The organism is Nocardia otitidiscaviarum NBRC 14405 (genome assembly GCF_000308635.1).
Lineage (GTDB): Bacteria > Actinomycetota > Actinomycetes > Mycobacteriales > Mycobacteriaceae > Nocardia > Nocardia otitidiscaviarum.
Genome location: NZ_BAGD01000134.1, coordinates 15,236 through 28,878 on the forward strand (window position 1 = coordinate 15,236; position 13,643 = coordinate 28,878).

The window sequence follows — 13,643 nt, forward strand, 5'->3', positions numbered from 1 at the left end:
GTGTTCATCGAGCGGCGGCCCCCGTTCATACCGGGGGCCGCAGCACGTCGTTCAGGGTGACCATGGACAGGTTGCGTTCCCGGATGATGTCGGTGAGCTGGCCGTAGCAGCGGGTGACCGGGGGGAAGTTGGCGTGGCCGATGACGATCGACTGCGGTTGGAAGTACTTGTGAGCGCATTCGATCAGATACTGCTCGGTGATCAGGCCGGAGTCGGAGAGGGAGCCGTACCACATGACGGGGACGGTGTAACCGAGATCGGCGGCGATGCGGTCGACGGTGGCATTGTGGCGGCCGAAGGGCGGGCGGTAGTACGGGGTGCCGTCGACGCCGAAGTTGTCGCGGAGGAAGGTCTTCGCGCGCTGGAGTTGGGAGGCGGCGGCCGTGCCGGACACGGCGGTGAGGTCGGCGTGGTCCCAGGTGTGGTTGCCGAGCTGGATCTGGCCGGATTCCACCAGGGGGCGCAGGGTGTGGCGGTGCTCCATCCAGGAGTCGTAGTACGCGGTCACGAAGAAGGTGAAGCGCGCCCCGGTGTCCTGCGCGAACCTGATGTACGCGCCGACCACCTCGGGGCTGGCGCCGTCGTCGACGGTGAGCGCCATACTGCTTCCCGGGCCGGGCAGCGCGGTGATGGTGCCCGCCGGAATCGGCGTCTTGGGTCCGGTCGGCGGCGCGGGCAGCGGGCGCGGGGCGGCCGGGGGCGGCGCGGGCACCGCCGGGATGTCGCCGACCCCGAGCTCCGGCGTGCCGCTGTGCGCCCGCGTGCAGCCGGTCAGGGCGTACGCGGTCCCCGCGGCGAGCAGTCCGAGCAGATTACGTCGGTCCATACGCGTGATCACTCCGAAGTATCGAACCATCCCCAGCAACCCCACAGTTATAGCCCTGATCGGCGCCCGACCGCGACCAACGCGCGGCACGGTCGGCAAGCCGCACCGGTCGCGCGAACCGCGCGCCACCCGCACCGGACGCGAACGAACGCGCGATCGGACCCGGCACGCGGCCAGCCCGCTACGCACAACCGATTCCGGAAGCGGTCGGATGCCGGTGCACGGTTCGATCCGAGGCCCGGCAGGCTCGGGCACGGCGGGGCTGGCGTGCGACGGCCGCGGTGGGGCTCAGCGTGGGATCGGGCGGAGCACGATTTCGGTGGGATGGGCGTCGCGCGGGGTCTCGATGGCTGTGCGCACCGCGCGTGCCACCGTCGAGGGCTCCAGGAATTCGCGCGGCTGGTAGTCGCGGCCCTCCCCCGCCACGATCTCGCGCTGCATATCGGTGTCGATCCGGCCGGGGTGCACCGAGGTGACGCGCAACGCGGTCTCCTCCAGTCGCAGCGCGTCGGCGAAGGCGCGCAGCCCGAACTTGCTCGCGGCGTACACGCCCCATCCGGCATTGGCGCGCAGTCCGGCCCCCGAATTGATCAGCACCACATGCCCGTTGGCGGCGCGCAGCGCGGGCAGCAACACCCTGGTCAACTCGGCGACCGCGATCAGGTTGGCCTCCAAGGTATTCCGCCACTGCGCCACCGAGGAATCGGCTATGGTGCCGAGGTCGGCGACCCCGGCATTGTGGACCAATACCTCCAGCCGCTCGATCGGTTCCGCCGCGCGGGCAACAGCCTCGTAGTCGGTGAGCTCCACGGGAAATCCGGTCGCACCGGGCAATTCGCTCAGAATCGGAGCGAGCGACCGCTCGGTGCGCGCGCCCAGCACCAACCGATGCGTGGGCGCGAGTTCGCGCGCGACGGCTGCCCCCAGCCCCCGGCTCGCACCCGTGATGAGCGCCGTCGGACGGTTGTCGCTGCTGCTCGCGTCGGAGGTGGCCATGCGACCACCGTAACGGGGATGGACAGCGGGCGATGATTCCGGGCGACGGCACCGACGGCCCGCGGCGAATGAGCGCGCGGGCCGCGGCGACCGCCGTGAACAACGAGCTCCGCCGCGTGTATGCATGTCCATTCGCACCAGACGAAGGCCGACAAGGGTGAACGCTGCCGAACCCGAAACATCCCCGGATCACACCCCCGAACCCCGCGTCCACCGCGCATACCTGCCGGTGCCGTCGCAGAATAGGGCGATGACACACCCCGGGTTCACGCCCACTCAGCTCGCGGCCCGCGCCGCCTATCTGCTGCGCGGCAACGATCTGGGCACCATGACCACCGCCGCGCCGAAGCTGTATCCACACATGTGGAGCTGGGACGCCGCCTTCGTGGCTGTCGGCCTGGCCCCGCTCAGCGTGGAGCGGGCCGTGGTCGAGCTGGACACCCTGCTGTCGGCGCAATGGCGCAACGGGATGATCCCGCACATCGTGTTCGCCAACGGCGTGGACGGGTACTTCCCCGGGCCCGCCCGCTGGGAGTGCCGGCAACTGGCCGCCGACGCCCCCGACGGACCGGACACCTCGGGCATCACCCAGCCGCCCGTGCACGCCATCGCGGTGCAGCGGATTCTCGACCATTCGCGCCGCCACGGCCGCAGCACCCGCGCGGTCGCCGAGGACTTCCTGCATCGGCGCTGGCCCGACCTCATGCGCTGGCACCGCTGGCTGGCCTACGCGCGCGATCCCAAACAGCACGGCCGCATCACCATCTACCACGGCTGGGAATCCGGGATGGACAACTCGCCCCGCTGGGACCGCGCCTACGAGAACGTGGTGCCGGGCGATCTGCCGCCCTACCAGCGCGAAGACCTGCACGTGGTGGACGATCCCAGCCAGCGGCCCTCCGACCGCGAATACGACCGCTACATGTGGCTGGTCGAGCAGATGCGCCGAGCGGGCTACGACGACTACCAGCTGGCGTCCACCATGAGCTTCGCGGTGGAGGACGTGTTCGTCACCGCCATCTTCTCGCTGGCCTGCGAGGTGCTGGCCACCATCGGCGACGACTACCGGCTGCCCAATGCCGATGTGCGGGAGCTCTACGAATGGGCCGACTACTTCCGCGCGGGCGTCATCGCCACCACCGACGCGCGCAGCGGGGTGGCCAAGGATTTCGATCTGCGGGCCGACCGCTGGATCGAGACCGAGACCCTGGCCGTCTTCGCACCGCTGCTGTGCGGCGGCCTCTCCCGTGATGCCGAGCGGCGGCTGCTGCGGCTGTTCGAGGGTCCGCGCTACTGCGGCCATCCGGATCTGCGCTACGCGCTGCCGCCCTCCACCTCACCGGTGTCCAAGGACTTCCGGCCGCGCGAGTACTGGCGCGGCCCGGTGTGGCCGGTGATGAGCTGGCTGTTCTCCTGGGTGTTCGCGCGCCGCGGCTGGGCCGAGCGGTCGTTCATGCTGCGCGCGGAGGGGCTGCGTCAGGCCGGTGACGGCACCTTCTCCGAGTACTACGAACCGTTCACGGGCGAGGCGCTGGGCAGTATGCAGCAGTCCTGGACGGCGGCCTCGGTGCTGGACTGGCTGGGCTGACGGCGCTCGCTTTGTAGCGAATTCGTAGCGAACACCACAGCGGTGATTCGCGTGAGACGCGTCACCGGCGCTCTACTGTCGAGCGGCATGGACCGGAACCACCCGCTCGTGGCCCGCACCCACCTCGCCGCCGCCCTCGCGCTGGCCGCCCTGCTACCGCTGTCCGGCACGGCGGCCGCCGCACCGCACGGCCCCGACGTCTCCTCCTGGCAGCATCCGGGCGGCAGTGGGATCAACTGGTTCGCGGTCCGCGCCGCCGGACACCCCTTTGCCATGGTGAAGGCCACCGAGGGTCTGAGCTATGTGAACCCGTACTTCGTGCCGGACAGTCTGATCATGCGGGCGGCCGGAGTCGCCCGGGGCACATACCATTTCGCGCGCCCCGCGCTGCCGCCCGAACCGCAGGCGGTCTTCTACTCGACGGTGGTGCTCGGGCAGAACGGCCCGATGGATCTGCCCGCGGTGCTGGACCTGGAGGATTCCGGCGGGCTCCCGCCCGCCGCCCTCGTCGACTGGACCCGCCGCTACCTGAACACCGTCGAGGCGCTGACCGGTCGGCCGCCGATCATCTACACCGGCGTGCACTTCTGGAAGACGGCCATGGCGAATTCCACCGAATTCACCCGCTACCCGCTGTGGATCGCGGACTATCGCGGCAATGCCGAACCGGAGGTGCCCGGCGGCTGGCCCACCTGGACCTTCTGGCAGTACACCGACTCGGGCAGTATCTCGGGCATTCCGGGACCCACCGATATCAACGTATACAGCGGAGCCCAAGGCGATCTCGGCGCATTCGCGCGCATGCCGGGCAGCGGCAGCGCGGGCGGATAGCACGCCCGCGCCGCCGATCGGACACGAGGACGTCAGACGCCGATACTGCCGCCGTCCTGCTTCCACACCGTCACGACGGCCGGGCGGGGCTGGGCGCTGCCGCCGTCGGGCCAGTGCGAGGCGGGCTTCTCGACGGAGGCGTCGTCCACCTCGCCCGGATGCTGCACGCTCACCAGCACGCGACGGTCGGTGACGATCGGACCGCAGGTCTCCGCGCCCACCGGCACCGTGAGGAACTGCTTGGTCTCGCCCCGGCGCTCACCCTCGAGCGTGACGGCGAAAAGTCCGTCGTTGGACTTCAGCGCATTGCCGTCGGTGGAGATCCACAGGTTGCCGTGCGGGTCGAAGGCCAGGTTGTCGGGGCAGGAGATGGGGCTGACCTTGGACTTGTCGAAGCCTGCGAAGTAGGTGTCGGCGGCCTGGGGATCGCCGCAGACCAGCAGCAGCGACCAGGTGAACGCGGTGCCGGTGTGGTCGTCGACGATCTCGAGGACCTGGCCGTTCTTGTTCTGGTTGCGCGGATTGGCCTCGTCGACACCGGGTTTGCCGTCGGTGCCACGCTTGCTGTTGTTGGTCAGCGCCACGTACACCTTGCCGGTCGTGGGATTCGGCTCGAAGTCCTCGGGGCGGTCCATCTTGGTGGCGCCGACCTTGTCACCGGCGAGGCGGGTGAACACCGCCACCTCCTCGGCGCTCATGCCCTCGACCAGCGACCTGCCCTTGCCGTCCGCGCCGGTCTCCAGCAGCGGAATCCACTGGCCGGACCCGGTGAAGCCGTTGTCCGAGGGCACCTTTCCGCTGCCGTCGATCCGATCCGGGTGGTCCCCGGTCAGTTTCGCGACGTACAGCGTGCCCTCGTCCAGGATGGTCATATTGTGCTTGCGCGCCGCCGCCGTGTTGCCCTGCTGGATCTTCTTGGCGGAGACGAACTTGTACATGTAGTCGAAGCGCTCGTCGTCACCGGAGTACGACACCACGGTGCCGTCCGGGGTGACGTAGATGGTCGCGGCCTCGTGCTTGAACCGGCCCATGGCGGTGTGCTTGACCGGGGTGGAGGCGGGATCCCACGGATCGACCTCGACCACCCAGCCGAAACGGTTGGGTTCGTTGGGCTCCGCCGACAGATCGAAGCGCCTGTCGAAGCGCTCCCAACCGCGCGGCTCGTTGTTGTCACCGCCGATGCCGTAGCGCTTGCCGCGCTCCTTGGCGGCCGGGTCGGCGAACTCACCGGCGAAGTACTGGTTGAAGTTCTCTTCGCCGGAAAGAATGGTGCCCCACGGGGTTACACCGCCCGAGCAGTTGTTGAGGGTGCCCGCGACCTTCAACCCGAAGGCGTCGGCGGAGGTCTTCACCAGATCGCTGCCCGCGGCCGGGCCGGTGAGCTGGAATTCGGAGGTGGCCGTGATGCGGCGGTTGTACTTGCCCAGCACCGGGGTGAGCTTGCCGGAACCGGCCTCGCCCTTGACCTCGACCACGGTGAGACCGTGTGCGGCCCATTCGATCTCGACCTGCTCGCGGGTCGGGTTCTGCTCGTCGTACCCCGCGAACATGAACGGGCCGGTGGTGTACTCGTGGCTGGCCACCAGCAGGTAGCCGTTCTCCTGGCCCTCGATGGGCAGCAGCGCCGAGAAGTCGTTGTTGTAGCCGAACTGCTTGGCCTGGGCCGCGGCGGTCTGGTTGGCGAAGTCGAACTGCGGCGCGTCCGGCAGCACCGGATCGCCCCAGCGAATCACCACGCTCTGCTCGTAGCCCTCGGGCACGGTCACCGCATCGGCCTTGTTGGGCGCGACCGGGGTGAAGTCGGTGCCGGTGCCGGGGCTGGTCTCGGCGGCGGTCCGCACATCGTCGCCGTCACCGCAGGCGGCCAGCAAACCGGCCGTGCCGGTCGCCAGCACCACGGCCGCGCTGCCCTGCAGCATGCGGCGGCGCGACATGGCGGCCACGATATCGCCGAAGTACTCTCCGGCCGATTTGTTGGGAACCTCGTGGGCGCAGGCATTGCCGCACTTGTAGCGGCAGGTGACGGCGGCGCGCGCGGACGCGCCGTCATGCTTCACGAAGAGGGCGAGGGGTTTCAACACTGCATGCTCCCGGGGTCGTCTTGTCGGGCGCACCGTAACCAGGCCAGAAGAGCCGGAGGAGACGCGCAGATGAACAGCCGACCAATTAGGTAGCCCTAAGTTTGCCGGGAGGATGCGGCGCACCCTCCCGGACCACTAGAGCACCTGGGAGAGGAACTGCCGCAGCCGCGGCGTCTCCGCGCTGTCGAAAAGCTGATCCGGCGTACCGGTTTCCACCACCTGCCCGTGGTCCATGAAGACCACGCGATCGGAAACCGAACGGGCGAAGCCCATTTCGTGCGTGACCACGACCATGGACATACCGTCCCGCGCCAGCTCGGCCATGAGCGCGAGCACGCCCTTCACCAGCTCCGGGTCCAGCGCCGAGGTGGCCTCGTCGAAGAACATGAGCTGCGGTTTCATGGCCAGCGCGCGGGCGATGGCCACGCGCTGCTGCTGACCGCCGGACAGATTGGCCGGGCGCACATCCGCCTTGCCGGACAGGCCGACCTTCTCCAGCTGTTCCAGTGCCAGCGTGCGCGCCTGCTCCTTGGACAGACCGTGCAGCTTGCGTGGACCCAGCTCGATATTCTCCGCGACCGTCTTGTGCGGGAACAGGTTGAAGTGCTGGAACACCATGCCGATCTGCTGGCGCAACTTGTCCGGATTCTCGGTGAGCACCGACTTGCCGTCCAGCAGGATGTCACCCTTGTCCGGCTCGTGCAGGCGGTTGAGCACGCGCAGGAGCGTGGACTTGCCCGACCCCGAGGGACCGATCACCGTGGTGGCCTTACCCGCGTCCACGTGGATGTCCACCCCGCGCAGAATATGCGTGCGCCCCAGCGTCAGATGCAGCCCGGTACCAGTAAGAGAGGCACTCATGCTGCTGCGTCCTTTCGAGCATGAGCGGGGCGCTCCGTGGTCACGCTCCGCTGCCGCCTCCGCGCCTGACCGCTCATGCTGCTGCGTCCCTTCCGAGCATGAGCGGGGCGCTCCGTGGTCACGCTCCGCTGCCGCCTCCGCGCCTGACCGCTCATGCTGCTGCGTCCCTTCCGAGCATGAGCGGGGCGCTCCGTGGTCACGCTCCGCTGCCGCCTCCGCGCCTGACCGCTCATGCTCCTCGCCCTTCCGTGATCACGGCCTGCTCGACCGGGTCGATCGGCTCTTCCTTGCGCCCGGTGCGCAACCGGCTGTCGATGTAGTTCACCAGGTGCGTGAGCGGCACCGTCAGCAGCAGGTACACCAGACCCGCGGCCACCAGCGGCGACAGATTTCCGGTCTGCGCGTTGAGATCCCGGCCCACCGCGAACAGCTCCCGCTGTGAGGCCAGCAGCCCCAGGAAGTAGATCAGCGAGGAGTCCTTGATGAGCGCGATGAACTGGTTCATGAGCGCGGGCAGCACCCGGCGCACGCCCTGCGGGATCACCACCAGGGTCATGGCCTGCCGGTAGCCGAAGCCGATGGCGCGGGCCGCCTCCAACTGCCCCGGCTCCACCGACTGGATACCGGAGCGGAAGATCTCGCCGATGTAGGCCGACGACAGCAGCGCCAGCGCGACCGCGCCCAGCCAGTACGGATTGTTGCCGGTGAGCTCCTTGACCACCGGACCCACACCGAGGCCGATGAGCAGGATGATCACCACCGCGGGCAGCCCGCGGAAGATGTCGGTGTAGACGCGGGCGGGCCAGCGCAGCCAGCGGGTGCGCGAGATGCCCGCCACCGCGAGCAGCATGCCGATGACGGTGCCCAGCACGCCCGAAACCACCGCCAGGATCAAGGTATTCGGCAGACCCGTCTTGATCAGGTCGGGAAACGCCTGCTTGTACAGCTCCCAGTCGAAGAAGGTGTCCTTCAGCTGCCGCAGCGTCGACTTCGGCTCTACCCCACCGTTATCGGCCCGGTTGTCCGCGTTCTGCGCGGCGATGGCGGCGAAGTCGGGCAGCTCCGGCAGCGGCGCGGACTTGGAACCCGGCTTCCAGCCCGGTGGCAGTTCGCGCGGCACCCAGTCCTCGTAGAGCCGCGCGTAGGTGCCGTCCGCGATCACCGCGTCCAGCCCGGCATTGAGGGCGTCGATCAGCGGCTGGTTGTCCTTGCGCACCGCCCAGGCCGCGAAGTTGTTGAGGCTGAAGGTGTTCTGCGCGATGGTGGTGGCGTCGCCCGGCTTGATCGCGCCCACCGCCTGCGCGGACGGGGCCACCCAGGCGTCGATCTGCCCGGACTTCAGATTCGCGTACGCGGTGTTGTAGTCCGGGAACTTCACCGGGTCCAGGTGCAGTTCGTTGACGACGTACTCGTCCTGCACCGTGCCCTGCACCACGCCGACGCGGGTGCCGCTGTTCAGGTCGGTGAACGAGCCGATGGCGCTGTTGCTCGGCACCACCAGCGAGAAGTAGCCGAAGTCGTAGCCGTTGGTGAAGCCCACCAGCTGGCGGCGCGCGTCGGTGGTGGTGATGTTCGAGGAGCCGACGTCGAAGCGGCCGTTGGCCACCTGCGCCAGCAGTCCCGCGAATTCGGTTCCGGTGAACTCGATCTGCAGGCCCAGCTTGGCGGCGACGGCCCGCAGCAGCTCATTGTCGAAGCCGGTGAACGCGCCCTGGGAGTTCACGCAGATGCTCGGCGGCGCGTCCGAGAGGGTGCCGACGCTCAGCTTGCCCGGGGTGATGAGTCCCAGCCGCGTGCGGTCGATGCCGTCGAGCGGTCGCACGTTCGGCGTGGTGTACCGGTCCGAGGACGCGCCCTGCTGGGCTGTCGACAGTTTGGGTGGCAGCGCGGTGGCGGCGGCGGGTCCCGGGGGCGAACACAGGTCGTTCTCGGGTGCGGCGGCGCTGGGCCCGGTGCCCAGCGCCAGCATTCCGGCGAGTGTGACCAGCAACACCCCTGCGACCGCCGTCATGCGAGGTCGCCGCCCTGTGGGCCGGGACCTGACCGTGCGCAAGCAAACCATGACGAAACACCCTAGTCGGGGCGATTCGGCACACCAGAGTTGCGGTCAGCCCGCGCCCAAAGGTGTCAGGCGATACCCGCCACCGACTCGGGATTGAACTGATCGCGCCAGCGGATGGCCTGCTCGACGGTGCTCAGGTCGTAGTCGGGGCCGCCGGTGCCCACGGTGAACAGGGTCGCGCCCGCCGCGACGAAATCGGGGGCGGAGTCCACACCGGGCCACTCCACCGATTTCTCGATCCTGCCCGCGTCGGTGCCGACCTCGGCGCAGTGGTCGGCCAGAATGCCGGACTTGCGCTTCAGCACCTCGAGGTCGGCGAAGCTGTGCCAGATATCGGCGTACTCGGCGACCAGGCGCAGCGTCTTCTTCTCCCCACCGCCGCCGATAAGGATGGGGATATCGCGCACCGGCTGCGGATTCAGCTTGGCGAGCCGGTCGGCGATGCGGGCCATCGACTCCTTGAGCAAAGCCAAACGGCTTCCGGCGGTGCCGAATTCGTAGCCGTACTGTTCGTAGTCCTTCTCGAACCAGCCCGCGCCGATGCCGAGGATGAGCCGGCCGCCGCTGATGTGGTCCACGGTGCGGGCCATATCGGCGAGCAGATCGGGGTTGCGGTAGCCGCCGCCGGTGACCAGCGCGCCGAGTTCCACCCGCTCGGTCTGTTCGGCGATCGCGCCGAGCATGGTCCAGCACTCGAAGTGCGCGCCCTCCGGATCGCCGTAGAGGGGATAGAAGTGATCCCAGTTGAAGACCACGTCGACACCCAGATCCTCGGCGCGGCGGACGGCGTCGCGGATCAGCCCGTAATCGGGCGCGTGCTGTGGTTGCAGTTGGACTCCGATACGAACCGGTCGGCTCACGTGGCACTCCCTAGTCGCGGCATGGACTATCCGTCTCGCGGATCGAGGCTACCGATCCGGAGGTGCGCCCGCCGGTTGAACGGGGCCGCGTTCACTCCTGGAATAACACATGCAGACATACGCATGTATTCATGTTACGGTGGCGGCATGAACACTTCGGCGGGTCACAGCCACCTCGCGGGGCCGCGCATCGAGATGGCCTTCGCGATCGGCTCCGGCATCACCTACGCCAGCGGCATGGTCGCGCGCTACCTCCTCGACGGCCCGCCCTGGATGGCGACCGGACTGTTTCTGGCCACCTACCTGCTGGGCGGCTTCTTCACCGTGCGCACCGCCCTCGCCACCGTGCGGCGCGGCCGCTTCGAGGTGGACTTCCTCATGCTGGTCGCGGCGGTCGGCGCGGCGGCGGTCGGCAAATGGGCCGAGGGCTCGGTGCTGCTGTTCCTGTTCAGCCTGGGACACGCGCTCGAGGAATACGCGATGGGCCGGGCGCAGAAGTCCATCGCGGCGCTGGCCGAACTCGCACCGCGCACCGCACTGGTGCGGCGCGGGCCCGACACCGTCGTCGAGGTCGACGTGGACACGCTCGAGATCGGCGATGTCATTGTGGTGCGGCCGAATTCACGGCCGAGCGCGGACGGCATCGTGGTCGCGGGCGTGAGCGCCGTCGACGAATCGGCGGTCACCGGCGAGAGCATCCCGGTGGAGAAGCGAGCGGCCGACGATCTCGCCGCACTGACCGGCCGCACCCCGGTACCCGAAGCCCAGCGGGTGTTCGCGGGCACACTGAACGGGTCCGGCGTGCTCGAAGTGATGGTCACCGACCGCGCCGCCGACAGCACCCTGGCCCGGGTGATCGCCATGGTGCGCGACGCCGAGACGCAGCAGTCGCCGACCCAGCGGTTCATCGACCGGTTCCAGCGGTACTACGTGCCCGCCGTACTCCTGGGCGTGCTGGCCGTCATGGCCTACGGCGCCTACGTTCGCACCGAGCCGTTCGCGGACAGCTTCTACCGCGCCATGGTGGTGCTGGTGGCCGCCAGCCCCTGCGCACTGGCCATCGCCACCCCGAGTGCGGTCCTGGCCGGAGTGGCGCGAGCCGCGCAAGCCGGGGTGCTGGCCAAGGGCGGCGGGCCGCTGGAATCGCTGGGACGGGTGCGGTCGGTGGCCTTCGACAAGACCGGGACGCTCACCTGGGGACAGCCCCGCGTCACCGATATCGAGCCCGCCCGCCCCGCCCTGCGAGCGGAACTGATCGGCACGCTGTTCGCGGTGGAGTCCTACAGCGACCACCCACTGGCCTCGGCCATCACCCGCGATCTCGCCGGATTGGTCCCCGCGGGAGCGGAATTCGCTGCCACCCGCGTGAATTCGGTGACCGGACGCGGGGTGACCGCACTGGTGGACGGCCAGGCAACCGAGATCGGCAACCTGACCATGTTCGCCGAACTCGACAGCGACGGCGTGCCCGCCGAGATCGCGGCGGCGGTGGAGCGGCTGCACGCGGCCGGGCGCACCACCATGATCGTACGGCGCGCGGGCGTCTATCTGGGCGTGGTCGGCGTGATGGATACCCCGCGCGCGGAGGCCGCCGCGGTCATGGCCAGGCTGCGCGACCTCGGCGTCACGGAACTGGTGGTGATCTCCGGCGACAACCAGCGAGTGGCCGACGCGGTCGCCGACGGGCTCGGACTCGACGCCGCCCACGGCGGTCTGCTGCCCGAGGACAAGGTCGACATGATCGGCAGGCTGCGCGCCCGCGGCGGCACCGCCATGGTCGGCGACGGCGTGAACGACGCACCCGCCATGGCGAACTCCTCGGCCGGAATCGCCATGGGTGCGGGAGGATCCGCCGTGGCTCTGGAAACCGCCGACGTCGCGCTCATGTCCGACGATATCGGTCGCCTCCCCTTCGCGGTGGCGTTGAGCCGTCGGGCCGCCGCGATCATCCGACAGAACCTGGCCATCGCCCTGATCATCGTGGCCGGCCTGGTTCCCGCCACGCTGATCGGCCTGCCCATCGGTCCCGCGGTCTTCATTCACGAGGGCTCGACCCTGCTGGTCGTCGCCAATGCCCTGCGCCTGCTGCGGTTCCGCCGCGGAGCCGAGCACGAGGGCATCGAGCACGAAACGCGCCCCGGCACCTGACTCCGCCCCGCGGCGCACGGCCGGTGCGCCCGGATCAGGGACCACTTAGCATCGTGCGGGAGCCCGCGCGGCTCACCACCCTCTACAACGGATCGTCCGGCACGTTCCTGCCGGTGAAGGGATGCAATTCCATATGGCTACGGTCACCTTCGATCGCGCCTCCCGGGTGTACCCGGGTGCGGTCAAACCCGCTGTCGACGCCCTGGACCTGGAGATCGCCGACGGCGAATTCCTGGTGCTGGTCGGCCCGTCCGGCTGCGGGAAGTCCACCTCGCTGCGCATGCTCGCCGGGTTGGAGGAGGTGAGTACGGGGCGCATCCTGATCGGCGCGAAGGACGTCACGCACGCCGAGCCCAAGGAACGCGATATCGCCATGGTGTTCCAGAACTACGCGCTCTACCCGCATATGAGCGTGGCGGAGAACATGGGCTTCGCGCTCAAGATGGCGAAGGTGTCCAAGGAGGAGCGCGAGCAGCGGGTGCTGGAGGCGGCCAAGCTGCTCGACCTCGAGCCGTACCTGAACCGCAAACCCAAGGCGCTTTCCGGCGGTCAGCGGCAGCGCGTCGCCATGGGACGCGCCATCGTGCGGCAGCCGCACGTGTTCCTGATGGACGAGCCGCTGTCCAATCTCGACGCCAAGCTGCGGGTGCAGACCCGCACCCAGATCGCCCAGTTGCAGCGCCGCCTCGGCACCACCACCGTCTACGTCACCCACGACCAGGTCGAGGCCATGACCATGGGCGACCGGGTGGCGGTGTTGAAGGACGGGCTGCTCCAGCAGTGCGCCTCCCCGCGCGATCTGTACCGCGATCCGGCCAATCTGTTCGTCGCCGGTTTCATGGGCTCCCCCGCCATGAACCTGTTCACGCTGGCCGTCGAGGGCGGTGCGGTGCAGCTCGGCGGACACCGGCTGCCGCTCCCGCGCACGGTCGCCGACGCCAGCGACGGCAGCGTCGTGGTCGGCATCCGGCCCGAGCACTTCGAGATCGCGGGATCGGCGAACGGACTCGGCCAGCAGTCGGACGGGATCACCATGGAGGTGGACGTGGTCGAGGAACTTGGCTCCGACGCCTACGTCTACGGCCGTGCCCTGGATAAGAGCGGCAGCGAAACCATTGTGGCGCGGGCGGATTGGCGCAACCCGCCCGCCAAGGGCACCCGACTGGTGCTCCAGGCCGATGCCGAGCACACCTACTTCTTCGCGCCCGAAGACGGGCGACGGCTGGGCTGAGCACAAACCTGCCCGCCCGCCGGTGCACGGCGGGCGGGTCGATCGTTCGGACGCGGGCGCGTCGTCCATGTCGGACGCGACTCCGATATCGCACAGTGCCGACCACCGTCACCGGTGGAGCATGCGTGCTGCTCGTCGCGGCCTAGCGGTACCCGTCGG

At 69.1% G+C, this 13,643-nt stretch carries 10 protein-coding genes; 4 read left to right on the top strand and 6 right to left on the bottom strand.

The features are described 5' to 3' along the window. Positions 1 to 25: 25 nt before the first annotated feature. Together ON31_RS28875 and ON31_RS28880 are read right to left on the bottom strand one after the other, a co-directional pair. The gene (locus ON31_RS28875) at positions 26 to 826 is read right to left on the bottom strand and encodes a polysaccharide deacetylase family protein (RefSeq protein ID WP_039818135.1); all 801 of its coding nucleotides are present in this window, start codon (positions 824 to 826) and stop codon (positions 26 to 28) included. A 288-nt stretch (positions 827 to 1,114) separates the two neighbouring features. Continuing rightward, positions 1,115 to 1,822 carry an SDR family oxidoreductase gene (locus ON31_RS28880; RefSeq protein ID WP_039818136.1) on the bottom strand — a complete coding sequence of 236 codons (708 nt, stop codon included), beginning with the start codon at positions 1,820 to 1,822 and terminating at the stop codon, positions 1,115 to 1,117. Between the two features lie 250 nt (positions 1,823 to 2,072). Between ON31_RS28880 and ggh the strand changes: the two genes are divergently transcribed. Both ggh and ON31_RS28890 read left to right on the top strand, forming a co-directional pair. Continuing rightward, entirely contained in the window at positions 2,073 to 3,410 is a 1,338-nt protein-coding gene (gene ggh / locus ON31_RS28885; protein ID WP_039818138.1) for a glucosylglycerate hydrolase, read from the top strand. A gap of 87 nt (positions 3,411 to 3,497) precedes the next feature. Further along, positions 3,498 to 4,241 (top strand): glycoside hydrolase family 25 protein, encoded by a 744-nt coding sequence (locus ON31_RS28890; RefSeq protein WP_085996505.1) that lies wholly within the window; start codon positions 3,498 to 3,500, stop codon positions 4,239 to 4,241. A 32-nt stretch (positions 4,242 to 4,273) separates the two neighbouring features. Here ON31_RS28890 and ON31_RS28895 read toward each other — a convergent pair whose 3' ends face one another. The 4 genes from ON31_RS28895 to ON31_RS28910 all read right to left on the bottom strand — a co-directional run bounded on the left by ON31_RS28895 (position 4,274) and on the right by ON31_RS28910 (position 10,105). Then, entirely contained in the window at positions 4,274 to 6,319 is a 2,046-nt protein-coding gene (locus ON31_RS28895) for a PhoX family protein (RefSeq protein ID WP_039818184.1), read from the bottom strand. Positions 6,320 to 6,457: 138 nt separating this feature from the next. Next, the gene (locus tag ON31_RS28900) at positions 6,458 to 7,183 is read right to left on the bottom strand and encodes an amino acid ABC transporter ATP-binding protein (protein ID WP_039818139.1); all 726 of its coding nucleotides are present in this window, start codon (positions 7,181 to 7,183) and stop codon (positions 6,458 to 6,460) included. A 229-nt stretch (positions 7,184 to 7,412) separates the two neighbouring features. Continuing rightward, entirely contained in the window at positions 7,413 to 9,245 is a 1,833-nt protein-coding gene (locus ON31_RS28905) for an ABC transporter substrate-binding protein/permease (RefSeq protein WP_085996506.1), read from the bottom strand. A gap of 65 nt (positions 9,246 to 9,310) precedes the next feature. Next, positions 9,311 to 10,105 (bottom strand): LLM class F420-dependent oxidoreductase, encoded by a 795-nt coding sequence (locus ON31_RS28910; protein WP_039818142.1) that lies wholly within the window; start codon positions 10,103 to 10,105, stop codon positions 9,311 to 9,313. A gap of 147 nt (positions 10,106 to 10,252) precedes the next feature. Between ON31_RS28910 and ON31_RS28915 the strand changes: the two genes are divergently transcribed. Further along, complete coding sequence (locus ON31_RS28915) at positions 10,253 to 12,253, top strand: heavy metal translocating P-type ATPase (protein ID WP_039818143.1); 2,001 nt, start codon at positions 10,253 to 10,255, stop codon at positions 12,251 to 12,253. Positions 12,254 to 12,386: 133 nt separating this feature from the next. Further along, complete coding sequence (locus tag ON31_RS28920) at positions 12,387 to 13,484, top strand: ABC transporter ATP-binding protein (RefSeq protein ID WP_039818185.1); 1,098 nt, start codon at positions 12,387 to 12,389, stop codon at positions 13,482 to 13,484. Positions 13,485 to 13,643: the final 159 nt, after the last annotated feature.